24 protein-coding genes are annotated in these 24,826 nt (G+C 47.5%); 15 read left to right on the top strand and 9 right to left on the bottom strand.

Going from position 1 to position 24,826, the window contains the following annotated elements; translation table 11 throughout:
• The first annotated feature begins 113 nt into the window (after positions 1-113).
• Together ACR2PX_RS10080 and ACR2PX_RS10075 are read left to right on the top strand one after the other, a co-directional pair.
• Positions 114-3,221, top strand: coding sequence for an efflux RND transporter permease subunit (locus ACR2PX_RS10080; protein ID WP_433999229.1), 3,108 nt, complete (start codon positions 114-116; stop codon positions 3,219-3,221).
• 93 nt (positions 3,222-3,314) lie between these two features.
• On the top strand, positions 3,315-3,683 hold the full coding sequence (locus ACR2PX_RS10075; RefSeq protein ID WP_433999228.1) for a hypothetical protein: 369 nt from the start codon (positions 3,315-3,317) through the stop codon (positions 3,681-3,683).
• A 29-nt stretch (positions 3,684-3,712) separates the two neighbouring features.
• Here the strand turns inward: ACR2PX_RS10075 and nhaD are convergent, their stop codons facing one another.
• Complete coding sequence (nhaD, locus tag ACR2PX_RS10070; RefSeq protein WP_433999227.1) at positions 3,713-5,119, bottom strand: sodium:proton antiporter NhaD; 1,407 nt, start codon at positions 5,117-5,119, stop codon at positions 3,713-3,715.
• A 405-nt stretch (positions 5,120-5,524) separates the two neighbouring features.
• Here nhaD and ACR2PX_RS10065 point away from each other — a divergent pair, with 405 nt between their 5' ends.
• Positions 5,525-5,995 carry an aminoacyl-tRNA deacylase gene (locus ACR2PX_RS10065; RefSeq protein ID WP_433999226.1) on the top strand — a complete coding sequence of 157 codons (471 nt, stop codon included), beginning with the start codon at positions 5,525-5,527 and terminating at the stop codon, positions 5,993-5,995.
• 39 nt (positions 5,996-6,034) lie between these two features.
• Here the strand turns inward: ACR2PX_RS10065 and ACR2PX_RS10060 are convergent, their stop codons facing one another.
• On the bottom strand, positions 6,035-7,021 hold the full coding sequence (locus ACR2PX_RS10060; protein ID WP_433999225.1) for a pentapeptide repeat-containing protein: 987 nt from the start codon (positions 7,019-7,021) through the stop codon (positions 6,035-6,037).
• 72 nt (positions 7,022-7,093) lie between these two features.
• Between ACR2PX_RS10060 and ACR2PX_RS10055 the strand changes: the two genes are divergently transcribed.
• From ACR2PX_RS10055 to dapD, 3 genes are all read left to right on the top strand, one after another.
• Complete coding sequence (locus ACR2PX_RS10055; protein ID WP_433999224.1) at positions 7,094-8,338, top strand: hypothetical protein; 1,245 nt, start codon at positions 7,094-7,096, stop codon at positions 8,336-8,338.
• A gap of 155 nt (positions 8,339-8,493) precedes the next feature.
• Positions 8,494-8,838 carry an ArsC family reductase gene (locus ACR2PX_RS10050; protein ID WP_433999223.1) on the top strand — a complete coding sequence of 115 codons (345 nt, stop codon included), beginning with the start codon at positions 8,494-8,496 and terminating at the stop codon, positions 8,836-8,838.
• A gap of 100 nt (positions 8,839-8,938) precedes the next feature.
• A complete protein-coding gene (gene dapD / locus ACR2PX_RS10045; protein ID WP_433999222.1) occupies positions 8,939-9,976 on the top strand; it encodes a 2,3,4,5-tetrahydropyridine-2,6-dicarboxylate N-succinyltransferase in 1,038 nt (345 codons plus the stop codon).
• Positions 9,977-10,017: 41 nt separating this feature from the next.
• Here dapD and ACR2PX_RS10040 read toward each other — a convergent pair whose 3' ends face one another.
• Entirely contained in the window at positions 10,018-10,914 is an 897-nt protein-coding gene (locus tag ACR2PX_RS10040) for a hypothetical protein (RefSeq protein ID WP_433999221.1), read from the bottom strand.
• 155 nt (positions 10,915-11,069) lie between these two features.
• On the opposite strand from ACR2PX_RS10040, the gene ACR2PX_RS10035 reads away from it, so the two are divergent.
• Both ACR2PX_RS10035 and ACR2PX_RS10030 read left to right on the top strand, forming a co-directional pair.
• Entirely contained in the window at positions 11,070-11,507 is a 438-nt protein-coding gene (locus ACR2PX_RS10035) for a MarR family winged helix-turn-helix transcriptional regulator (RefSeq protein WP_433999220.1), read from the top strand.
• Between the two features lie 93 nt (positions 11,508-11,600).
• Complete coding sequence (locus ACR2PX_RS10030; RefSeq protein ID WP_433999219.1) at positions 11,601-12,950, top strand: MATE family efflux transporter; 1,350 nt, start codon at positions 11,601-11,603, stop codon at positions 12,948-12,950.
• Positions 12,951-12,953: 3 nt separating this feature from the next.
• On the opposite strand, the gene ACR2PX_RS10025 is transcribed toward ACR2PX_RS10030, so the two are convergent.
• On the bottom strand, positions 12,954-13,217 hold the full coding sequence (locus ACR2PX_RS10025) for a hypothetical protein (RefSeq protein WP_433999218.1): 264 nt from the start codon (positions 13,215-13,217) through the stop codon (positions 12,954-12,956).
• Positions 13,218-13,626: 409 nt separating this feature from the next.
• Between ACR2PX_RS10025 and ACR2PX_RS10020 the strand changes: the two genes are divergently transcribed.
• Complete coding sequence (locus ACR2PX_RS10020) at positions 13,627-14,223, top strand: OmpA family protein (RefSeq protein ID WP_433999217.1); 597 nt, start codon at positions 13,627-13,629, stop codon at positions 14,221-14,223.
• A 212-nt stretch (positions 14,224-14,435) separates the two neighbouring features.
• Here ACR2PX_RS10020 and ACR2PX_RS10015 read toward each other — a convergent pair whose 3' ends face one another.
• Together ACR2PX_RS10015 and dcd are read right to left on the bottom strand one after the other, a co-directional pair.
• A complete protein-coding gene (locus ACR2PX_RS10015) occupies positions 14,436-14,924 on the bottom strand; it encodes a CBS domain-containing protein (RefSeq protein ID WP_433999216.1) in 489 nt (162 codons plus the stop codon).
• A 124-nt stretch (positions 14,925-15,048) separates the two neighbouring features.
• On the bottom strand, positions 15,049-15,630 hold the full coding sequence (gene dcd, locus ACR2PX_RS10010; protein WP_433999215.1) for a dCTP deaminase: 582 nt from the start codon (positions 15,628-15,630) through the stop codon (positions 15,049-15,051).
• Positions 15,631-15,882: 252 nt separating this feature from the next.
• Here dcd and ACR2PX_RS10005 point away from each other — a divergent pair, with 252 nt between their 5' ends.
• Positions 15,883-16,458, top strand: coding sequence for an NAD(P)H-dependent oxidoreductase (locus ACR2PX_RS10005; protein ID WP_433999214.1), 576 nt, complete (start codon positions 15,883-15,885; stop codon positions 16,456-16,458).
• Positions 16,459-16,490: 32 nt separating this feature from the next.
• Here ACR2PX_RS10005 and apbC read toward each other — a convergent pair whose 3' ends face one another.
• The 3 genes from apbC to ACR2PX_RS09990 form a co-directional block, all read right to left on the bottom strand.
• Positions 16,491-17,585: an iron-sulfur cluster carrier protein ApbC gene (apbC, locus tag ACR2PX_RS10000; RefSeq protein WP_433999213.1), complete on the bottom strand. Its 1,095-nt coding sequence runs from the start codon at positions 17,583-17,585 to the stop codon at positions 16,491-16,493.
• Positions 17,586-17,823: 238 nt separating this feature from the next.
• Positions 17,824-18,633 carry a replication protein P gene (locus tag ACR2PX_RS09995; protein WP_433999212.1) on the bottom strand — a complete coding sequence of 270 codons (810 nt, stop codon included), beginning with the start codon at positions 18,631-18,633 and terminating at the stop codon, positions 17,824-17,826.
• Complete coding sequence (locus tag ACR2PX_RS09990) at positions 18,527-18,985, bottom strand: DnaT-like ssDNA-binding domain-containing protein (RefSeq protein WP_433999211.1); 459 nt, start codon at positions 18,983-18,985, stop codon at positions 18,527-18,529. The genes ACR2PX_RS09995 and ACR2PX_RS09990 overlap by 107 nt, the downstream gene beginning before the upstream one ends.
• A gap of 457 nt (positions 18,986-19,442) precedes the next feature.
• Here ACR2PX_RS09990 and ACR2PX_RS09985 point away from each other — a divergent pair, with 457 nt between their 5' ends.
• The 5 genes from ACR2PX_RS09985 to ACR2PX_RS09965 all read left to right on the top strand — a co-directional run bounded on the left by ACR2PX_RS09985 (position 19,443) and on the right by ACR2PX_RS09965 (position 24,496).
• Entirely contained in the window at positions 19,443-21,320 is a 1,878-nt protein-coding gene (locus tag ACR2PX_RS09985) for a PP2C family serine/threonine-protein phosphatase (RefSeq protein ID WP_433999210.1), read from the top strand.
• Between the two features lie 137 nt (positions 21,321-21,457).
• Positions 21,458-23,506 (top strand): methionine--tRNA ligase, encoded by a 2,049-nt coding sequence (gene metG / locus ACR2PX_RS09980; protein WP_433999209.1) that lies wholly within the window; start codon positions 21,458-21,460, stop codon positions 23,504-23,506.
• A gap of 112 nt (positions 23,507-23,618) precedes the next feature.
• Complete coding sequence (locus ACR2PX_RS09975) at positions 23,619-23,990, top strand: hypothetical protein (RefSeq protein WP_433999208.1); 372 nt, start codon at positions 23,619-23,621, stop codon at positions 23,988-23,990.
• Positions 23,991-24,020: 30 nt separating this feature from the next.
• On the top strand, positions 24,021-24,347 hold the full coding sequence (locus tag ACR2PX_RS09970; protein ID WP_433999207.1) for a type II toxin-antitoxin system RelE/ParE family toxin: 327 nt from the start codon (positions 24,021-24,023) through the stop codon (positions 24,345-24,347).
• Positions 24,348-24,349: 2 nt separating this feature from the next.
• A complete protein-coding gene (locus ACR2PX_RS09965) occupies positions 24,350-24,496 on the top strand; it encodes a hypothetical protein (RefSeq protein ID WP_433999206.1) in 147 nt (48 codons plus the stop codon).
• Positions 24,497-24,826: the final 330 nt, after the last annotated feature.

The raw sequence follows: 24,826 nt of genomic DNA, 5'->3' as shown, positions 1-24,826 counted from the left end.
TGAAAGCCACCTCGAGCAGGAAACACAGCTCAACGGAGTGTCAGGCCAACCTATTCATCAAAATGATTACAGGCCTGTGGCAACTGCACTTCCAAAATAAATAACGGGTTCCCATGTTTACACAGTTCTTTCTGCGCCGCCCTCGACTGGCCCAGGTCATCGCACTGGTGATTTTAATCAGCGGCTTTCTTTGCCTGCCTTTGATTCCCACACTGGAATACCCTCAGGTCACTCCTCCTCAGATCGAGATCAAGGCCTTTTATATGGGAGCCACCGCCGATCAGGTTGAACGTGCTGTGGCCACGCCTATAGAGCTAGAGATGAATGGCATTGAGAACATGCTCTACATGAACTCTCGCAGCTCCAACGATGGCTCTATGACCCTGACCGTGACCTTTGAAGCAGGCACTAATTCGGACATTGCTGCGATGAATGTCCAGAACCGCCTGGAGCGCGCAAAACCCAACCTGCCAAAAGAAGTGCTGGAGTTTGGTATAACCACCATGAAAAAACTCAGCACCCAATTAATGTTCATCTCCCTTTACTCTTCCAACCCGGAACATGACGACACCTGGATGAGCAATTTTGTCTCTCTTAAAGTGAAGGAAGCTCTATCGAGAATTCCTGGAGTGGGTTTTGTCGATATCATTGGCAAGCGGGATTACAGCATGAGGGTGTGGATGGATGCAGACAAAATGAACAGTCTGGGTCTTACTCCTTCCGATATTGATAAAGTCATCAAAGACCAGAACCGTGAAATCATTGCCGGCAAAGTGGGCCAGAGCCCCAGCATCAACCACCAACAGCTTGAATATGTCATAGAGGTAAACGGATTACTCAGCAGGCCTGAAGAGTTCGCGGAAATCCCCCTTAAAAAAGGCCCGGGTGGAACCATTCTGAGATTGGGCGATGTCGCCACCATTGAACAAGGTTCCCAATCCTATGACTTCATCAAACGTCTGGGGTCTGGCAGTGCTATTCACCTCTCCCTGTTTCAGCAGCCTGACGCCAATGGCCTGGAAGTCAGCCATCTGTTGAAAGAGGAAATGAAAAGGCTCTCAGCTTCATTTCCTGCCGATGTCGACTATCTGATCCCCTATGACATGAGTCGTTTTGTAAAAGAAACCATTCATGAGCTGGAGCTGGCTCTGGTGCTCACGATTCTGCTGGTTATTCTGGTGATCTATCTTTTTCTGGCCGACTGGCGCTCAACTCTGGTGCCTGCGGTCACGATCCCGGTTTCCCTGATAGGCAGTTTTGCCTTGCTCTATCTACTGGGGTATACCATCAATACGGTCACCTTGTTCGGATTGGTGCTGGCCGTTGGGATTGTTGTCGATGATGCCATTGTCGTGGTTGAAAACGTCCAGAGACAGATGCAAGAAAATCAGCTTTCTTCCCGTGAAGCGGTTATCCAGGCTATGAAAGAAGTGACAGGGCCAATCATTGCTACCACTCTGGTTCTGTTTGCCGTTTTCTTCCCCATTGGCTTTATCCCTGGTACTGCTGGACACTTTTATAAAGAGTTTGGCATTGCTACAGCAAGCGCCGTATTGATTTCCTGCATCTGCGCTCTAACCTTGAGTCCGATTATGTGCGATCGATTGCTTAGGAATCAGGAAGCCAGACAATCCAGAAATTATCACGACTGGTTACACAGAGGCTTTGATAAACTCAGCCAGTGCTATCTGTTCCTGGCTCGCTGGCTACTGAAAAGGCCTGCTATTACCCTGCTTTTATTGATTACCATAACACTCTCTTCCGTGTGGCTTCTCAAAGTGACGCCCAAGGCTTTTGTCCCTATTGATGACCGGGGATTCTTTTACGCCATTATCCAGCTGCCTGACAGTCACTCACTGAATCGAACCGACGCACTGGTTCAAAAAGTGATTGAAGAAACCAAAGACATAAAAGGCATTGAAAACACGGTATCGGTTTCCGGTTTCAGCCCGGTCACCATGACGTCTTCTCCCAGCTCCGGGTTTGTCGTTTTCCTGCTGGAACCCTGGAGCGATCGCTCCTCTCAGGAAACCAGCTTGCAGGGCATCATGTCTCAAGTGGGTCAGAGGATCAGCGCTATGGACAGCGCCAACATCATGCTGGTACCTCCCTCTCCGATCCCTGCAATCAGCTTGTTTGGTGGTTTCGACTTTAAACTGCAGGATCTGGGCGGGCATTCCCCTGCAGAGCTCTCAGGTGTTCTTCAAGAAATGCTACAAGGTATTGAAAGTCGGCCAGAAATAAACGGCGGCTACAGTATGTATCGAGCCAATGAATCCAGAGTCATACTGGAGATTGACCGGGAAAAGCTGAATAACCTCAATATAAAAATTGCTGACGTTCAAGACGTACTTCAGGGACATCTTGGGGCTATGTATGTGGATCACTATTTCCGGTACGGCCGAAGTTTCATGATTCTGCTTCAGTCAGAGCAAGAGGATCGTGCCACACCAGACGATATTCTCGAACTCAAGATCCGTTCAGACAGTGGCAAGATGATCCCATTGGCCAACCTGGTCACTCTAAAAAACGGTCTCGGTCCGACGCTTCTGGAACATTACAATATCTATCGGACTGCCAGCATCTCAGGTCAGCCTGCCCCGGGCTATGCCATCGAAGACGCCATGACCGCTATGGAAGAGTTGGCAACACAACTGCCTGAAGGCTATGACTATGTCTGGTCGGGTATGTCACTACAACAGAGAGAAGCGGGTCAGTGGACCGCCATGATTCTGCTACTGGCCATCCTGTTTGCCTACCTGTTTTTGGTTGCCCAGTTTGAGAGCTGGACAATGCCGGTGGCTGTGATGGCTTCCATTCCCATTTCCATGGCCGGAGCATTATTAGGACTGTACTTCTCTGGGCTGGACAACAATATCTACGCCCAGTTAGGACTCATACTGTTAATTGGACTAGCGGCCAAAAACGCCATTCTCATCATAGAGTTTGCCCGAACCCGTGAAGCCAAAGGAGACAGTGTCTTTGAAGCTTCTATAACAGCAGCAAGACTCAGGTTTCGAGCCGTACTTATGACGGGGTTGTCCTTTATCATCGGAGTCATGCCCCTGCTTTATACACACGGTGCAGGTATGCAGGCACGTAAATCACTGGGAACTCCGGTATTCTGGGGAATGTTGGCCGTCGTTATCATAGCGACCTTAATGACACCGGCTTTCTATCTAATACTGAGAAACAGTAAACGGTGGTTTCAAAGCCTTTGAGCTGATGTAATAATTAATACACTAAGTGCACTAGAAAAATATTCTTTATCGAGAAATGGAATTCACGTGATAAAAAGAACAGGAGCTTCAGATTTGAAACGCTCTGACAATTCCAGAACACCTTTTGGCATGGCAGCATGGATACTACCATCCATTTTGCTCACGGGCTGCGCCAGCCCACTGGAGTCGCTCAATTGCAACTACCAGCCCATTCGCGGCACAATACTCTTTACTGAGGTGGATGACGACTTTGCTGAATTAAGCTTTCAGCCTGACGCCGGGCAGGATTGGGTGTGGTTCAAACAGTACGACATCGAACCCGATGATCTGGAGATGCCTATCAGCAACAATAGGCGAACACCCAGTGTTGATACCCGTTATAGCGCGATCATCAACATTCGAACATCGGGAAGCTGTACACCTTACATTATTTATCAGGGAGACCCTGTTCTCACTCACTGAAAACAAGGTCTCACAGACACTAATACCACTTAGCCGTTCACCAGGAAATGTGTGGCAATACTGGCTGCATACCCCAGGGCAATAGCCCAGGTCCAGCGCAGATGGCTCAGAAAGGTATATCGGCCTTTTGCTGTTCCCATCAGGGCCACACCCGCAGCAGAACCAACAGACAACAGACTGCCACCCACTCCTGCGGTCAGAGTAATCAACAACCACTGGAATACATCCATCTCCGGGCTCATTCCCAGGATCGCGAACATAACAGGAATGTTATCCACAATGGCCGAGAAAACACCGGCTGCAATATTCGTCCAGGTTGGACCTACCCCGGTGTACATGGTTTCGGAAATCACTTCCAGATATCCGAGATAACGCAGGCCACCCACAGAGAAAATAACACCGAAGAAGAACAGCAGAGTATCCCACTCGGCATGAGCTACCCGCTTGAAAATATCCAGGTCTTCCTCTTTTTTCTCTTCGCCCATGACAGGAATAGGACGGCTGCTGGTCAGCCCTCTCAATTGCAGGAAATAGGTATAGAACATCAACAGGGAAAGGCCGGTCATCATGCCCATAAAGGGTGGCAAACCAAAGAAGTTCTCAAAGGAAACCGCAAGAATGATGGTCACCAGGAACAGCACACATATGCCAATGCCTCCTCGGCGAATACCCGAATGATCATCCAGAGCAGCCGGACGCCCATTTTCAATAAAGAAGTTCATGATGGTAGCCGGAATGATAAAGTTCACGACAGAGGGCAAGAACAGGGCGAAGAATTGGAAGAACTCAACTTTGTCAGCCTGCCATACCATCAGGGTTGTGATGTCACCGAAAGGACTGAATGCTCCCCCGGCATTGGCTGCCACAACAACGTTGATCATAGCCATCGTGACAAAAGCAGGACGCCCCTGCCCAACCGACATGATTACGGCCCCCATGAGCAAAGCCGTCGTCAGGTTATCTGCAACCGGTGAAATAAAGAAGGCCAGTATCCCGGTAACCCAGAATAATTGGCGGTAGCTAAAGCCCTTTCGAATCAGCCAGCTCCGAAGCGAGTCGAATACCTGACGCTCTTCCATGGCATTGATATAGGTCATCGCAACCAGCAGGAACAGGAACATAGCCGAGTATTCTTCCAGGTCATGCATGACCGCTTTGGATAAACTCTCGTGGGATACTCCCTGCCCCGTGGCCAGCCAGGCAATCAGGGCCCAGATAATCCCTGCAGCCAAAATAACCGGCTTTGACTTCTTGAGATGCAATTTCTCTTCTGCCATAACGGCAACATAGGCCAGGGTGAATATCACAATACACAGCCAGGCGATGGGGTGAGTTGTCATTCTCAACAACTCTTCTGCCGCAAAAGAGGTTTGCGGGAGAGCAAGCAGTCCCGCTCCGGCGAGCAGAGAGGGTTGCCTCAATCCAGAGAAATTCACAATGATTTCCTTTAATTATTAAGTCAGTCAGAAGCCTAGAAAGCCGCAAAAGGATACTGATTCAATTCCAATAAGCCAACCGCTAGTAATACCAAATTTTGGCTTGATCGACTGATTTCAAGATACATGTCTGCAAGAAGTAGAAAATCTTCAGCTATTAGAGAATTTAGGGACTGAAATCTTAAGACAAATGACAACTATTGAGCACATAACAACAAATGTTACCAAGAAAGAATAGAAACGGATTACAACTGACTTTTATATATAATTTTCATCTTACTATTTAGGCTTACGGGCACAGCACTCTGAAATATTCCATATAAACTTGGGCGTAGTCTTTTTTAATTCCGACTTCTCTAACCTTCGTGCGGGGACGTGAAGATGAGCATCGCCCGGAAACTGCACATGTTTTTGAACGAACATAATGCGGATTACGAACTTGTTTCCCATCCATACTCGGAAAGAGCGATGAATACGGCACACTCCGCCTGTATTCCAGTCAAAAACATGACAAAGGCGGTAGTTCTCAGGGATACAGATGGCTATGTCATCGCTGTCATGCCTTCTATGAACAAACTCATGCTTCGATGGATTAACACAAAACTGGACCGCCACCTTAATCTGGTTTCAGAACAGGAGCTAAAACATCTGTTTCCAGATTGTGAGGACGGGGCCGTTCCTCCAATAGGAAACGCTTATGGCATGACCACCTGCTGGGATGATGAACTGAATTCAGTACAGGACCTGTATCTGGAAGCAGGGAATCACCGTGAACTGATTCATATGAATCGCAGCCAGTTTAAGGAGTTACTTCAGGGAGAGGAGCATGCTGCCATCAGCTGCGATCCCGAAGAAGTGGAAGCCTATCGTACCTGAAAACACTGCAAAGACGATGACAACCGCTGAAGGTTTTCTTCAGCGGGTCATTTTCTTTACAAAAACCACAACAAACAGAGCCAACGTAAAACTACCAATAAAAGCCTCTATGGCGGCAAACAATCTTGAAAGCCCTATAGGGGTTAAATCACCGTAACCCAGCGTTGTGAATGTCACCACACTGAAATACAACGTTTCCAGCCAGCTGATCAGATTATTATAAAAGGTCTGACCAGACTGGTATTGAACTAAAGCTCCTTCATCCTCAATGCCGAGAAAGAAGTAAAACAATGAGCAGAACACAATAAATGAGGCTGAGAACAACACCACCCTTTCTGGTTTTTCACCGTAACCACTAAGAAGGTCCACCAGCTTAGAGACCCCTCTATGCCAGGAGAAACAGGGAAATCGGTATCGATGAAAGGTCATTTCCCGGTGAAAAAACTCTCCAGCATTATGAAACAACCCTTGGGCTTCACAATGTTTACGAATATTACGAACCACATCTTCAGCTTCTTCAAACAACTCTCTGGCTTTAAGTGCATCCCCTTCCTGATGTGCCTGACGAGCTTTCTTTTCTTGCAGAAACACATCACCAAAATTGACATGCTCAATTCGGGCTGCCTTAAAATTAACCCCCAGAAGATTTGACCCGATCAAGCTGGTTCTATGAAGATTTGCCCGACTTAAGTCCGCTTTTAACAAATTACTGCCGGAAAGATCAGCGCGATAAAGATGGGCTTTAACCAGACTGCATCGACTCAAGTCACTATTGATCAACTGATAGACCTCACCCTCAGGACAGACAAGATCGAGATTATCGAGGTTAGCGCCTTTCAGATAAAACCCCTCCATCGGGGTACCTTTGTGAGCCCTTTCTTCCAACAACTCCCTGACATTAAGACCTGATTTGTCAGCCTGTCTGTCATGCCAGAAACAATGATTTCTGCCTTCTGTAGCAACTTCTGTGCAAGGTCCTGAGCGCTCACCAATATAGCTGCACTGATGGTCATTTTTAACCTGCATGACGAAATAGCCCAAACTATTGAATAAGTACCTCTATACTGTGTCGGCATAATAATCAGAAGTATTTATGGCATGAGGCGGATTAAGCAGAACATTCACACTTTCCATCTCAGATTTGCCAACCCCATTAACAAATATTTATACACATTTATTATTTCCCTTCTCCCTGCACTTTCTCTCGGGTCAGAGATTTATGAGGTATACCGGGGGGTCTTCAGAAATGAAACCGAGCTGGTAGGCAGTGCCTATCTGGACCGTTCAGAGACACCGTCACATTCAAAATACACTCTGAAAGCCAGCCTCAATAGTCAGCACTGTCAATATGAAGTACCCACTGCAGAAGAACTCCTGCGAATCTCCATGCTCAGCGACCTTATCTCAGCGCTTAATTACTCAACTCTTGAGTTAGTAGAAGTCTCAAAATACGTCTTTATGCCTTTCAAGCTGACTTCCACTATCAGTTTGAACTGGTTCGACTGCCAAAAGCACCCTCACTTCCTGAAATTGACATTTAATACGGGTAAAAAACTATCCAGTGATCTCTACGAATTAGAGCTTAAAGCGACTTCCAATATCCACGAACAGCAACGTGAACTTTCTGCAACTGCCAGAATTGTTGTGCCATTCAGTCACGCATCCAATAATGTTTTTTTCAGCTTTACTGAATTACTGTGGGGGACACAGGCTTCCGCCCTAAGAAACATTACACCATCCGTTTTAGCCCCAGCATCTCACTCATTAAGTCTTTTCACAGAAGCTACCTCAACCCACGATGTGTACACCATAGATCCTCTGGTTCAGCCCCAAAATCATAATGAAATCTTCCTCCATTACTACTTAACAGCTGAAACCTTCAACCCTGCTGCCACACATCCTTTAGGTACACTGGAGCTGTTGAGAAGACAACTGGGAACCGAATATGAAAGAAAACTACTGGGCTGGCGATTAAGTTCCGGGCTGACACATAACTCGCTTTTATACATCCGCTCTTATTTTGACTTAAAACAAAGCCAGAGGAGAACTATAAAATCAACAGCCAGCAGCTCTCATCTAACTGTGCACAAGCGAGAGAAATCCAACTCAGATCCAGACTTAGAAACACTCCTCGAAAAGGAGCCTCAGGAATTCAGAAGACAGAGAAGCAAAAGCATGACATCAGGAGCTGTCTATGTGCCCGCTTTTGTATCTTTCTGTCAAGCTGCCCATACTCTCTATAGTCATAGTACCGAAAAGCCCAATACCATTTATTCCAATAAGTTCACTGCCCAGATAGCCTGTGAGGCCTTGGCAAACGGCATCTACTATCTGCTCTACTGAAATAGCTCCCCTGCTCATGCAATTTAATACCTAGAAGTGTATCCTAAGCCGCTTGACTACTATTTACGTGAAAAATCTTTCATCTCCCAATGAGATGACGAAAGATTTTTTCTATTGTTCATGGCTGTTTACAGCGGAAAACACAGGTTAGCCCCGTGATCACTCTTTACGGAATCAGCAACTGCGATACTATTCGAAAAGCCCGCAAGTGGCTTACTGCTGCCGATATTGAATACTGCTTTCATGACTATCGTAAAGACGGCCTGGACAAGGCTTCTCTGCAGAAATGGTCTGATGAATTGGGCTGGGAAGCACTGCTGAATCGCCGTGGAACAACCTGGCGCCAACTGCCAGAAGAGCAAAAAGCTTCAGTCGATGCAACATCAGCCATCGAACTGATGCTGGAGCAACCGGCCATGATCAAGCGCCCTTTGCTCGACACAGGCTCCAAAAGAGTTCTGGGCTTTTCAGACAAGCAATATCAAGAACTTTTTCAGTGACAGCGCCTGGCTATTGTTAATCAGGCAGAAGAATAATGCCCCTTGCACTAACGGCAACGGGCTATTTTCAAATTGACTTGCGAATCAGGGGAACCTATTTATGAGCCAAACTCTTTTCAGTCTTGCTATTGGCGTAGGCAGCAAAAATACTAAAGGCGACTGGCTGGAAGTATACTACCCCATGCCTCTGCTCAGCCCATCTGAAAAGCTGGTTGCAGCAATTATTGAAATCGTTGACTACAAAGGTGGTAACACCTGCGTTGAACTGGACAGCACAACCTGCCACGCTCTGGAAGAATCCTTCGTCAACCTGGGTAAAGAAGCTCTGGCAAAGATGATGTTGAGCCTGGAAGAAAGCGACCAGCCCAGAGTCATTACCTTCCTGGAAACAGACGATACGCTCAACAGCACACCTGAAGCCTATCTGAAGTTGCACCTGCTCTCACATCGTATGGTTAAGCCACATGGCGTTAACCTGCAGGGTATTTTCCCACTGCTGCCTAACGTGGCCTGGACCAGTGAAGGTGCTATTGATCTGACAGAACTGCCTGAGCGTCAGCTGAAAGCCCGTGCTGAAGGTCGTTACCTCAGTGTCGACTCTGTGGATAAGTTCCCGAAAATGACCGACTACGTAGTGCCTGCCGGCGTGCGTATTGCTGATGCAGCTCGTGTTCGTCTGGGTGCTTACGTCGGTGAAGGCACCACCATCATGCACGAAGGCTTCATCAACTTTAATGCCGGTACCGAAGGCAAGAGCATGATAGAAGGCCGTATCTCTGCCGGTATCATGATTGGAGAAGGTTCTGACCTGGGCGGTGGCTGCAGCACCATGGGTACTCTGTCTGGTGGTAACGACATTGTTGTATCCCTGGGTGAAAACTGCCTGATAGGTGCTAATGCCGGTATTAACATTCCACTGGGTGATCGTTGCACCATTGAAGCCGGTCTTTACCTGACAGCTGGTAGCAAGGTGAATGTTCTGGACGACCAGAGAAACGTTGTTGAGTCCGTCAAAGCCAATCAGCTCAGTGGTCAGTCTGACCTCCTGTTCCGTCGCAACTCCATGACCGGTGCGATTGAATGCCTGACCAACAAATCCGCCATTGCTCTCAACGAAGAGCTGCACGCTCATAACTGATGAGCCAGAAGCAGGGCTCGGTTAGCCCTGCTTCAACTGATTCAGTGCTCAACCAATAGATAGTCGACACCTGAATACCCTTCTGATGCCTCTCTGCACTCTTTTGTAACAATCAAAACCACCTTGATTTGAGCAAAGGGCTGAAGTTTTCTGAGGTAAGGCACGAAGCCAACATCCTTTCTTGCATGGGTATAGTAAGGCATTAACACTAATTGCCCTGATGCCTGACTGAACCAGGCCAGTCCTTCATCCTGCTCAACCTGACTATTAAACCTTCTGGTGAGAATCTCTGAAGATACCGTGTGACTGCCTGGAAACTGAAGCACGAGATTATTGAATGCCTTTTCTCCCAGCGTATTTTTGATCTGATTTAGCCTGACAATGGCCTTCTCGTGCACCTTAAAGTCACTCTGGAACAACTCATCTTTGATCGGTGCGGTTGCCATTAAGTAGCCCATTTCAGACATCTCATTCATACCTTCAACAAAAGGCTTGAAACTGAAATCTCCCGGAGCCAGCTTTACGCCTTCAGCATGGAGTTGACTCAACAGCGTGTTATCCGGCTGAAACAATGGGTGGTAAAATGAACTGTATCTATTTATGAAGCTATCAAGCGGAGTCTCTAGCGAGTGTTTTCTTAATAATTGAGCCTGGTCAGAGTGACTCTCAACCCAGCCCAGTACCAGAGTTTGCAACCAATGGTGATTCAACATCATCTTGGTTATTTCATTCAACACGGCACTGTCAGCGGGAACACAACGCTTACTACTGCGATCCCAGGTAACAATAATATGTTGCTGCCCCATTAACGCTTTTATCAATCGCTGGTGCGAAAGAATTCCCCCAGACAATGCATCTTCAACATAGTACTCCCCAGCCAAGGCACTGTGACCCGAAAATAACATCAGAAAAGAAAACACCCATGCATTGAGCTTCATAGTCACTCCCTACCCAGAAAATACCAAACCCTGAGGGTAGACTTCTCCAGCACTTAATCGTTCAGATTACTTCTAGCAGGATTATCACGGACTATCTTTCGCCATTTTCGGAGGATATACTCACCCTAATATTTAGTTAGCCAGGCTAATCAATTATGAAGAATGACTCTGTAAGAAGCCTTGGCCAGTCCATGGACTTCCTTGAGCGACAACTCGCCCGAATGTGGCGTGACAGCGGGGAAATAGAGCTGGCCAATCAGCTTTCATTCAATGAATACGACTATCTGAAGTCCGTCCACGAACTGGACTCACCCAGACTGTCTGACCTGGCCAAGCAGATGAATGTTTCCAAACCTTCTGCCACAACAATGGTACAGAAGCTGGAAAAGCGTGGTCTGATTCGTCGATCCCCATGCCCTGAAGATGGCAGAGCATTTCGGCTTTCAATTACTCCGATGACACTGAATATTCTCGAAAAAGATAAAGAAATTTACAGTGCTCTGATCAACAGAATTAGCAGGACACTGCCTGAAAAAGAACTGAACAGGCTTGAGCAATTACTGAGTAAGGTTTGCGACTCCATCAGCCATTAATTTCCTGATGCGAATGTCCAAGTGAATCACTTTCAGCCCAATTTAGTTAGCTTTACTAACAAATAATGAAACCTGTTTTATGGAAGTAACTAGATGAGCACGATCCAAAAGCAGTCGGGACAACCCCCTACTATTGAAAGACAATTCTGGCGTTACACCCTGCCTGCAGTGGCCGGAATGCTGGTCAATGGACTTTACGCAACCATTGACGGAATTTTTATTGGCCAATATGTCGGTGCAAACGCACTGGCTTCCATGAATCTGGTATGGCCCATCTTTGGACTGGTTATCGGTATCGGTCTGATGTGCGGTACTGGCTCTGGCGCGCTTTACTCCATTTTCAGAGGAGAGAGCAGACACGAACAGGCTCAATCCATTTTCGGCAACGCCATCAGCCTGATGGTTCTGCTTTCTGTGGGTCTGGGTTTAATCCTCTATCACTACGGTGATCGCGGCTTGATGTTGATGAGAGCCACTGATGATGTGCTGGTAATGGGCAGGAGCTACCTGCAAGTGATCAGCATAGGTTCTCTGGCAGCCCTGCTCGGTGCCGCACTCCCCATGATGATCAGAAATGACGAACGCCCTCATCTGGCCACGATCGTCATGGTCATAGGAGCCCTGGCAAACATTGCTCTGGACTACTTGTTTATTGTCGTTTTACAAAAAGGGGTTGCTGGTGCGGCTATCGCTACCGTTTTAGCTCAACTGGCCACCGCTGTGATTGGTCTTATCTATTTCTTCAGCAATAAAGCAAGACTTAGATTGTCACTGAAGCACTTAAAGATCAGCCTGGATGGCTATCGCCAGATCATGATAACCGGCATACCCAGTCTGACCATGTTTATCTACATGAGCTTTGTTCTGGCTATCCACAATCGTCTGTTTCTTGAGTTCGGTTCGGTCACTGCATTAGCGGCATTTACCATTGTCGGCTATGTCCAGGCCATTTTTTACATGCTGGCAGAAGGCATAGCTCATGGTATTCAACCTCTGGTGAGCTACAACCATGGTGCAGGCCATCAACAGAATATTCGTAAAGCGCTGATGATGGGGATTCGATGGGTTCTGGTTATTGGTATTAGCATGCTTTTATTGATAAACCTGATGCCAGAAACCATTGCACAAATCTTTAACAGTGATGATCCAGTATTGATAGCAGAAACCGTAAGAGGACTGCGCCTGCATTTGTTCACGATGTTTCTGGATGGCTTTATTGTTGTAGCAGCCGCCTACTTTCAGGCACTGGCTCAATCAAGAACAGCCACACTCATTACTCTGGGCAATATGGGCGTTCAAATCCCTCTGCTCTTTACGCTACCTTTTATATTCGGTGTCACCGGAGTATGGATTGCATTGCCACTTTCTAACATCTTTCTGGCTGCTGTGGTCGCTGTCGTATTGATAAAGGATATTCGTAGACGTTCGATTCAGACTCTCTAAGCATTAAACCAACCCGTTTCTGGTCAAAGCCTTATGCACTTTCTTTGAGGTTTTGGCCAGACGGTTGATGTCTCCCAGCTTGGGAAGCTCTTCATCCTGCAGCCGGAATTCCCAGTCACTTAACTCCTGATCAAGAAACTCCAGCAGTTTCTTTGGGCAACCAACACACTTTCCTGTACAGATCTCTGCTTCGGGCATATTGAACGGAATGGCTCCCCTGACCTGTACAATAAGCTCCTGCATAGCTGTCTGGGTATTGGGTTTCATCTTCTTTCTCCAGACTAATAATTCATTGCCATTTCAGTTTACTCCTGATGAAGGCCCTGAGAATGCGTAGTTGTATGGATATAAGCGACTTTGATCTCAGAATTTCGGCCCTTTATCGGCTATTGATAATTCGCGGAAGTCGGCAGGATTACCTCCCCGATTAAAACAACCAAAGCAAGGCTTTGGAAAAGTGACCACTCTTCCCTGAAAAAGCACCTTTGAACCTTTAAAATGTCAAAAAAGTATCCCTGTCGTTTGCTGTTTTCGACATTTAAATCAAACCACTGGAAAACAGTCATCAGGAACGCAGCTCAACTCTCCCTATAATCAACTGGAAATGGCCTGCAATCTTTCTTTACCCGAAAGATCTTCAGACCAAGCTGTAAAAACCATGGATAGGAGTTGTACCATGTCTGCAAGGATGCTGAGCACATTCGCTCTCGTTTTCTCTCTGCTGTTCACAGCAGGTTGTTCTACCACTTCCCAAAAATCGGTTTCCGAGAAATCTCACTGGTCGACCTGTATGGTCAAAGGCGGTGCAGTCATGGGGATTCCCGGCGCAGCCTATAACATGGCGACCGGAGGAGCTGCTTTTGTGGCAGGTGCTCTGATTGGCGGTACAGCCTGCGCCATGCTGGACCCTGTTGCCAAGCCTGACAGCCCTTTGGGTATTCCAGGCGTTGAAGGCATGTCCACCGTCAACTTTGACTTTGACTCTTCCAAGCTGAAATCCGATGACCTGGAAAAGCTCAATAAGTTGATTGGCCAACTGGACCAGGATAGCCGCATCGAGATTGTCGGACACGCCTGTGAGATTGGTTCAAGAACTTACAACCAGAAACTGTCTGAAAGAAGAGCCGAGGCCGTCAAAGACTACCTGATGGAAAGAGGTATTCCTGAAGACAACATTTCCGTAAAAGGTGAAGGAGAAGATAACCCTGTTCGCGGTAATGAGACGGATGAAATGAGACAGGAAAACCGTCGCGCTGAAATCATGCTGAAATGATATCAGCATGACCTATCAAACCCCGGGAAAACCGGGGTTTTCTGTTTTAGCTCGGATATATCATAAACTGCCCTGAATCGCGCGCAGACCATTGTCGCTCTAAGGAATTTGACGAAGGAGCGCCGTACCGGGGAGTACGGTCGACTGAGTCAAACTTTCTTAGGGCGGCAAGGGACAAGCGAGAGCAGGAGCATGTTTATGAAATATCCAGGTTAGTCCGTCATAACCTTGAGAAGATCCAAAGCACTGATAATGCCTTTCAACTGACGATTCTCGGTTACCAGCACTCGATGAATGCGACCTTTCACCATAGCTTCAGCCACATTAAATAAAGGTGTTTTTGGCGCCACCTCAAATACCATGGGCGTCATAATGTCATCAATAAGAACAGCCTGATCGACCGACTCATGGAAAGCCCGCAGATCCTCATCAGACAGATCCCTATCGGTCATGGTTCGATAAAAACTATCGTCCCGGTTATGAATGTCTGCCAGACCACTCCCGGCATGACGTACGATGTCGGAGAGCGTCACAACACCAATCAATCGACCGGACTGATCCACCACCGGTGCCCCGGAAATACTTTTGTCAGTCAGAAACCTTGCCAGTCTCTCAACACTCCAGTCACAGGGTACTGTAATAACCCCGGCCGTCATGATCTGTTCTGCGGTGATCGCTTGCAGCGGATTATCCTGAGCCATGATCCTCTCTCCTTAACAACCTGATCACAGTATGTACCAAGTCAACAAGCCAGTATCCTGACCCAGATCAAGCCACTCAAGCAGACAATGAACACATTAAGGAGTATTCTGGCGAGCTACCTTATTAATCCTCAGCAATCCGGCTCGCCACCGCACTGTTTTGCTCTTTGTATTTAGCATTCTTTCGCTTGTTATACGGGCGGGCCGCAGCACCACTCATAGTCTCAAAATTGATAGCACCGATACCCATTCCCGGTTTCAGAGCCAGAGGCAGCTTTCCGCCATTAAAAAACTCCAGCACGATCTGACCACTCCAGCCAGGATCAATACGATGAGCTGTGACATGCACCATTAACCCGAGTCGAGCCAGAGAAGAACGGCCATCCAACCAGCCAACAATGTCATCAGGCAGGGTTAAGGATTCCCGGGTAACCGCTAAAGCCAGTTCACCAGGATGAAGAAAAAACGCTTCGCCATCATCCAGGGAGATTTCTTTACTCATGATGGAGTCCAGCACCCGATTGATCTCTTCCCTTGGGCCACTGATATCCACAAAGGGTGCTGCATGATCATTGAAAACTCTGAAACTGTTTCCCAGGGTCAGATCAACACTGACCCCACTGATTTTATCTGAACCGGGCCGTGGCTCAATGGTGATTTTTCCACTGTCCAGGCAAGCTTCTATATCCCGATCACAAAGTCTCATGGTCTATTTTTCCAGCAGCAGGAAGGAAGTGACCGAACCAGAGGCCACAACCTTCAGAATATTATTAGGAGACATTATACGTGCCTGACAATCACACACGGTAGCCTCTTCTCTTTTTCTATACTGTGTCTGCTTTAATTGCCAGAACCATTCCTTTAAGATCGTTGGCAAAATGCCCATAGCAAAAAAGAAACAATCAACAGTGAAAGTCAGTATCTGTCGCCGCTCCCCATCCAGAGGACAACTATCAGCATGAACGTTTTAGTTGTTTATGCCCACCCTAACCCGGAAAGCTATAACGCAGCTCTGTTCAAACTGACCTGCGATCAATTAGCCCAGGCTGGACACACTGTGCACCCTCTGGACCTATATGACTGTGATTTTGAAGCACGAATGTCTTGCGAAGAAAGAATCAGCTATATGACCAAGGACAACACTCGAGGCATAGAAGACCATGTTGCCAAACTAAAGTGGGCTGAGGCCGTTGTGTTTGTTTACCCCACCTGGTGGATGGGACCACCAGCCATTCTCAAGGGTTGGCTCGATCGTGTTTGGCTGCCCGGAGTGGTAGCAACCTTTGGCCCTAATGGCGTACAGCCAGGCCTGACTAATATTAAAAAATTCCTGATCATCACTACCCAGGGATCGTCTCATTGGAGAATGACTCTGGTTGGCAATCCCCCCAGAAAGATGTTCAAACTCTCATTGAAAGCCGTATCAAAGTGCAAAGATATAAAATGGTTAGCGCTTTACAGCATGGACAAGAACACAGAAGAAGACAGGGAGCAGTTTATGGAAAAGGTCAGTAAGCATCTGCAAAACTTCTGAGTAATGGGGGAGTATGACCTCCCCCCGGTCACTCAGTCATCACTGAACGAAATCGTTGGCGCTTTGGATTGCTCGGCATTTTTCAATGCCAGTTCAGCAGCAACCCGCTTGGCCATATCTCTGTAGATTATTGTGATTTGGGAGTCTGGTTCAGAAACTACAACAGGTGTTCCCTCATCAGACTGCTCACGAATCATCATGGACAGCGGCAGAGCACCCAACAAATCAACACCAAACTGATCGGCAATACGAGTTCCGCCCCCCTCGCCAAACAAATGCTCGGTATGACCACACTCAGAGCAGATATGCATGGCCATATTTTCAACCACGCCCAGCACCGGGATATTCACTTTATTGAACATCTCAATACCTTTTTTAGCATCAATCAGAGCCAGATCCTGAGGCGTAGTGACAATGACACTGCCTGTCACAGGCACTTTCTGAGCCAGCGTCAACTGGATGTCTCCGGTGCCGGGAGGCATATCAATAAACAGGTAATCCAGATCATTCCACAAAGTCTGGGTCAACAACTGCTGCAAAGCACCACTGACCATAGGACCACGCCACACGACCGGAGTATCTTCTGTGACCAGAAAAGCCATCGACATCGCCTGGATACCATGAGCCTCAATCGGCATGAAGAACTTTTCATTTTTTACGTCTGGACGGGTTCCATCCGGCAAACCCAACATCATACCGATACTGGGACCATAAATATCGGCATCCAGAATGCCAACCCTGGCGCCTTCTGCTGCCATGGCCAATGCCAGATTAACGGTCGTTGTAGACTTGCCAACCCCTCCTTTTCCGGAAGCAACCGCAATAATATTTTTAACCCCGGACATCGCTTCCAGCTCACCCTGAACCGGAGCGCTGGTAACACGCCAGTTAACCGAGACTTTGGCACTTTCAACACCCGGCAGGTTTTCAATCTTGGCAGACAATAACTGCTCAATGCCTCCTTTAAAGCCTTCAGCGGGATAACCCAATTCAACTTTCAGAGTAACTTTGCCAGATTCGATGGAAAGTTCTTGGATACAGCCTGCTGTGACCAGGTCCTGCTTCAGAAAGGGATCGTGATAGCCTTGAACAGCGGCTTCAACCGCAGCACGATCTAAGACACTCATGGGCGTCAGACTCCAACCGATAGAATGGCGGATAGACTAATGATTTCGTTGTTATTCTTCCAGTAAAAACCGAATTTACTGATCGGGAGACTGACCAAGAATAGCGCCTGAGCATAAAATTCAGTAGAACGAGGCTGTTTTTTCGATGGATTTGTGCGAATAGCTGGCCTATTTAATCAAATTCATCGGGAAAACAGACCGTTCTTTCTGGATTTTAGGCCAGGCTACCTATTCTCGGTCAGCCTCCAGAGGATAGGGATTGTTTCAACTTATCAAACGCGGATCGCCCGGAATCAGGATCAATCCCCTGCTTTTCCATCTCTTTTCGCAGAGATTGCTCGGCTTGTTCATCCGCCACTCTCACTGCCTCTTTTGAACGGCTGTCTTCAATGCCTTTCATGATTGAAGCTTCAAGATCCTCACCGTCAATAACACGGTTGCAGATAATGTTGTAATTACGTTCAAAGATTGGAAAAGCCGTTCTTTGCTCTTCACTTCTCAGAGTTATCCAGCCTGTTTCACGGGCAGCCAGATAGACAGCAATGTGAGACCATCGGTACTCCCGGGTCTGCTCCGGCGCATAACAGGCTTCATAGTAGGCCTGCAGTGGCTCCTTGAGCCCCATCTCGTCATAGCGAAGCTTGCAGAGTTCACGTATTTCACTGAGATCCGGGAAAAACCTGGTGGTATCCAGCGCCTTCTGACCGGCCTGAATAATACGACGAGGACTGAATTCTTTAAGGGATTGATACCAGACCCTTTTAGCCCGGCTCAGATCTTCATCCGTTGGAAAAGCTCGCCGAAACTTCAGGGGAAAAGCATCTTCGAGAAGGGTAAACAGGCCATTGATGGCATAACGGTACTGCTGCTTCAGCTCAGCATTGTTCGCACCGTTTTGATCGCCATCAGCACTGCTCTGATGGTTATGGCTCTCTACCGGCTCATGGCTGTTCGTCTGAGTCGTCGAAGTCGACCTGGAGTCCGTCTGCCCAGCTGGTGTCTGTAAGCTTTTCAGCTGTTGATCGATTAGCTCGTTGCCCTGTTTCACTTTGGCTCCGCTTCCACTGATAGATCACATGGTTCTTGAACTTATTCTGCCAGGCCTTTCGAGCTTCTCCCGTCTCCAGCCAATAGAGTTTAAACTCTGGCAACTGGGCATGAGTAAAGTCCGTAGGAATACCATGATGCTCTTCAAGAAACTCGATATAGACCGGATCAGGTGCAAAATCCTTAGGCAATGGCTGTACCCGTGCGCCCTCAACCAGCGTGTTCGACTGAGTCGTCTGCTGGCCGAATACCGGATGCTCCTCTGCTTTCTGATGAGCTGTATCTTCCAGCTCCCAGGGCAAGGCCCCGGCATTTCTCTGCCGGATATACCGCTTCTGATCCTCGTCAGTCATGAAATTAACAATACCTGCCTTCCCGGTTCCGGTCTACCGGTTGTAATAATGAAACAGCCCTGTGCTGCAGGGTAATTGGCTGTAGGGGATGCCAGCCAGAGAAAGGTCCGCCCCTTTACACTATGAATCATGCAATGAAATGGACCAAATCTAAATGATTTTCAGGGAATTGAAACCCACCAGGAGCCAGAAGCCAGACCGGACAGAACCCATTTGCCCCTGGAAACTCCCCATACTTCCAATGGAGAGCCGTGTATTTTAACGCCAGTAAAGCTGGATTGAACAGCGGTATTTTTACTTTCTTCTGGCCCCTTCACCCAAGCCAGGCTTATTATGCATCGGCGGTTTATCCTGCTCATGCTCCAAACGATCTTACTTTTTTCCTGCCCTATTATTCTTTCACCTTCTTCGCCGATAGCTCTCACATTATCCACTCTTAATCTAGAGAGCACCTCACATGGCCACTGGTTACGACCCCCTATCAGGCTCTATTCATTTCCCTCGACTGAGTGTCTTGAAAAGCACCGTTTCCGAGCTAGGTAGCACCAATCCGGAAGATACACCTGTTGGCCTGACCCGTGATGGCCGTATCCTGACAAAAGCGGCTTTCGTGAGCCACAACAGTCTGACGGGTGGATGGTTAACATGGGGAACTCTAAAGGATAAAAAAACGCAGGAAACATTTGAAGAGTGTCAAAGCAACATGCAAAAAGCCCTGGAGCATTATCGCCCCCAGGGAACACTCGGTGCCCGAACCATCAAGAAAATAAGTGTCTCTAACACCCCCACACTTTCAGAAGTCCATTCAGCTTCCAGCATACTGTCGCAAATGCCACAGTTTGCCAGCATTTCCGACAGTATTCCCAGCCTGACTCTTGCCCAGGTGGATGAACTCTGCGTTTTTCTTCAGGAACAGGGAGCCAACCTGAGTTCAGATAATGCCCGAAGACTGGCTATTGAGATGTATATAATTGACCCGGAAAAAACCAATCAGCTGTCTGGGCGTATTAACGGAAAAGCCGATATCAACAACTCTGCGGTACAGGCCCTCTACCGCGAATTAAAACAAGCTTGTGACACGGCAGAATGCTCTCTGCCAAAATCCAACCCGCCCGTAACTCAAACAGAGATTGTCAGTAATACCGCCAATATTAAAGAAGCCACTGTTGGCGACATGACATTCAAGACAGTAGGTAACCCCAAACAGTTGCCGGGGGGGATTGTTAACCCAAAAATAACTACAGAAGAATGGGATGCGCTTGAGTATCAGGTCAAAACATCCCCTGTAGAGGTATCTGAAGAACTCAGAAACAACAGAGATGCAGCCATAACAGCTCAGTCTCAAGAGGCTCCAAAAAATCCGGAAAAGTTTAAGCAGCTGCTAGCAACAGATATCCCCCAGCATAACTATTTAAAACACAAGGAGATCAGCTGCAGCACTGGACGTTTTAAAGATAATCCAGGCGCCGTGTTTTCAGAAACTGCTGGTGGCAGCCCCTCCATGGAAGATGCCTCTGCCAGCTGTCTCGTTTTTTGCTCTGTAAGATCTTACTGGCTGCCAATCAGGCTGACAGCTGTGGCTGACGGCCACGGTGATGAGCAAGCGGCCAATGCGACAATTGCAGCCATCGCTCCTTGTCTCAAAGCAAGACTCGAACAGTTCTGTGGTGGCGGGCTCACAGAAGCCGGTATTACTGAAGCCGTGTCTGCCGCCATAGCTGACCTGGATCGCATACGTCGCTTTGATGAAACAGGTACCACCTTCAATCTGGCATGTGTCATCGGTGATCGCCTCTGCATCGCCAATGTTGGCGATAGCAGAGCTATTCTGGTCACTCCCAAGGGGGAATGTGTTCAGTTATCAGAAGACGCCAAGTTACTGCCAGAAGATGAAGGCTCTGAAGAAGACCGGTCGGCAGCAAAAGTGAGTCGATTTAATCGCGCCGTTCATCTGAGAGGCGGAACGATTGAAAGCCAGAGAGACCCTAAAACCCAGGCATTTGAGCTTGTTCGGGTTAAAGGCCCTGGAGTTGACAGAGGCACGTCTTCTGCAGCCACTATTGGAGATCACCATCATAATGGCGCTCTTACCGCTCAACCGACCATCGTTATGATTCCGTTGGATGAGCTGGATAAAGACAGCCTGATTCTTCAAATGAGTGACGGCGTAACAGATGCCATTTCAACGAATCAGATAGGTGAGATAGCCCAACAGTATTTCATGAAAGGACAGCTGACCATTTGTGAAAAAGTAAGAGATTGCGCCTATTCCATGCTTCCAAAGGACAATATTATGGTCACAGGCACCCCCCTGAAAACGTTCCGATTGCTTTAAGCTATGAACTCTGCTTATGGCTTCTTTCCACGGAGCCATAAGTAAACTTTCTTTTCTGTGATTTAGCTTTACCTGAACGATTTATCGTATACTCCCCTCCTTTACCCTACTCACTTTTCCAGCAACACAGTACTCGAATGAGCCAACGTAAAATACTTGTCACCAGCGCCCTGCCCTATGCCAATGGTCCTCTGCATATGGGACACCTGGTGGAATACATTCAAACCGATATCTGGGTTCGTTTTCAGAAGCTTTTCGGCAACCAATGCACTTACGTCTGCGCCGACGATGCTCACGGCACGGCCATCAGTCTGCACGCTGAAAAGCAGGGCATAACCCCGGAAGAATCGGTAGCCCTGATCAATAAAGAGCGTATTCGTGATTTTGGCGAATTCCTGGTGGAGTTTGATAACTACCACTCCACGCACTCTGAAGAAAACCGCAAGCTCTCCGAAGCTATCTATCTGAAACTCAAGGAAAATGGCCATATTGCCAGTCGCAATATCACTCAGGCCTTCGACCCTGAAAAACAGATGTTTCTGGCGGATCGTTACATCAAGGGTGAATGCCCCAAATGCGGCGCAGACGATCAGTACGGTGACAACTGTGAACAGTGTTGTGCCACCTACTCCCCAACGGATCTGAAGAACCCAAGATCCGCTATTTCCGGAGCGGTTCCCGTCGAAAAAGAAAGTGAGCACTTCTTCTTCAAACTGTCCGACTTTGATGGATTCCTGAAGGAGTGGACCCGTTCGGGCACCATTTCTGATGAGATTGCCAACAAGCTGGCCGAGTGGCTGGATACAGGCTTGCAGGACTGGGACATCTCCCGTGACGCGCCTTACTTCGGCTTTGAAATCCCAGGAGAGCCTGGCAAATTCTTCTACGTCTGGCTGGACGCTCCTATTGGCTACATGGCTTCTTTCGAGAACCTTTGCCAGAGAAGAGACGATCTGAATTTTGACGACTACTGGAAGAAAGACAGCAACTGCGAAGTGCACCACTTCATCGGCAAAGACATCGTTAACTTCCACTGTCTGTTCTGGCCAGCCATGCTTGAAGGTACCGGCTATCGCACGCCTACCTCTGTCAATGTTCATGGTTATCTGACGGTGAACGGTGAGAAAATGTCCAAGTCCCGTGGCACCTTTATCACTGCCCGGACTTATCTGGAACACCTGGACCCGGAATACCTGCGCTACTATTACGCAGCCAAACTGTCCAGCCGTATTGATGACCTGGATCTGAATACTGAAGATCTGGTTCAGCGCGTTAACTCCGACCTGGTCGGCAAGGTAGTCAACATTGCCAGTCGAAATGCTGGCTTTATCAAGAAGCGTTTTGGCGGAAAACTGTCTGCCAACAACATGATTCCTGAACTGACTACTGACTTCCAGGAAACCGGAAAGCACATTGCAGAGCTTTATGAAGGTCGTGAATTCGGCAAAGCCATGCGTGAAATCATGGCTCTGGCTGACAAGGCCAATGCCTGGATTGACGAGGTGAAGCCCTGGGTCGTAGCCAAGGAAGAAGGCAAGGATCAGGCGCTGCACGACATCTGCTCTGCTGGCATTAACCTGTTCCGTCTGCTGATGATCTACCTGAAACCGGTTCTGCCAGCTATGGCGACCAAAGCAGAAGCTTTCCTGAACGTTGAGCCTCTGACCTGGACTGACAGTCAGACACTGTTGCTCGATCATGAGGTCAACAAATTCAAACCTCTGATGACTCGTGTTGAGTCTGATAAGGTCGATGCCATGATTGAAGCCAGCAAGGAGGTGCTTGCCAAAATGGCTGAGCAAAAACCTGCTGAAACAGCTACCAGCAACGAATGGCTGGAAAAAGAGCCTGTTGCCGAGCAAATTACTTTTGATGACTTTGCCAAAGTCGACCTTCGCATTGCTAAAATCGTCAATGCTGAGCTGGTCGAAGGTGCTGGTAAACTGCTGCGCCTGACTTTGGATATTGGCGAAGCAGAGCCTCGCAACATATTTGCAGGCATCAAGTCCGCATACTCTCCTGAAGCTCTGACCGGCAAATACACTGTCATGGTCGCCAACCTGGCACCACGCAAAATGAAGTTTGGCGTCAGTGAAGGTATGGTGCTGGCCGCTGGCCCTGGCGGCAAAGACCTCTGGATTCTTGAGCCTCATGAAGGCGCACAGCCTGGAATGCGTGTGATGTAAAAGCCCACATGCCACTTCTGTTCGCTACAATTGATCTTGTGGCGAACAGAATCTAAAAAGACTAATATCCACAAGAGCCTTAGTACCAAGCATTAGAAAAAAGGATACATCTATGCAAGGTTTCTTATTTACAATTGATAGTTCCTACCAAATCAGTGAGAGCTTAGTTGAGAGCTTTAAGCTTGAAGAGCTCACAGATAATCAGCTCTTTATGTCTGTCGAACAGGCAGAAGAAAATCCATCTGGATTTGTTCGTGACGCTCATCATCAATTAGTTGCAAGATTAAGACGCAAGAAAGTTGTAGAAGACCTTGCCAAGCTTGGTTATCTTCCGGGATGTTCCCGTCCGGATAACTCGTATGAGCTTGTACTTAACTGCCCAAATGTTAGTGATGAGCCTGAGTCTGTTTATTACGAAATCAGATTAACGTTTAAGGATATGGATTGGGAGTATCCCGGTCACCCATCAAGTAAAGAAGTTTAAGGTATATCAAGGATGACCTGGAATATTAGGATGACCAATGAGTTTCAAAGTTGGTTTTTAGAGCAAGATGAATTTGTTCAATTAAAAATACGTGAAGTTTTAGAACGCTTGAAAATGCATGGTCCACAACTCGGCCGCCCTGACGTGGATACGCTGTATGGATCAGACAAAGTATCAAATCTCAAAGAGCTAAGAGTGAATGCAAGCAGTCGCCCTTATAGAATCTTTTTTACATTTAACCCAAATCGCGATGCGTTAGTGCTGTGTGCCGGCGTAAAAGATGGCGCAAATGAGAAGAAATTCTATAAGAAGCACATTAAGCTTGCAGAAAAGTTGTTTGAAGAATATACGAGGTAATCATGATGAAAAAGGAAACGATCAGCCTTGAAGACTTGGATAAGAAAATAAACCCCGAAGTTTTACGACAGGCTAAAGAGAACGCTAAATCCGCTTCTGCCAAAGAGCGAGGTGAAGAGCTATTGGAGCAAGCTCGTCGGAAGCGTTAATAACATCAACTCCTGTATAAAAAAGCCAGCCTGAGACCGCTGGTTTTTTTATATCAATTTAAAGCTACCTTTAAGCCACTTTATCGACCCTAAACATAGACCTGAATCCGTGAGTTCATGATCGTTAAATTTGCCAAAAACTCAGTAATATCAGCATCTGTTGACTAATATTTGCTCATCTGGGTTTTCACCATATAAGTGCATTTTTGTGGAACTGAAATTTGAGCAATCCGACACGGAATTTTATACCCCTGCAGCTGGCCTGTATTTTGTGGGTCACGCCCTGAACAAGAAGACATCCCTAAAAAAATCACTGCGCTCTATCAAGAA

The organism is Endozoicomonas sp., assembly GCF_051008435.1.
GTDB lineage: Bacteria > Pseudomonadota > Gammaproteobacteria > Pseudomonadales > Endozoicomonadaceae > Endozoicomonas_A.
Note: the sequence above shows the minus strand (reverse complement) of the source record. Positions and strands in the feature narration are given on the sequence as shown.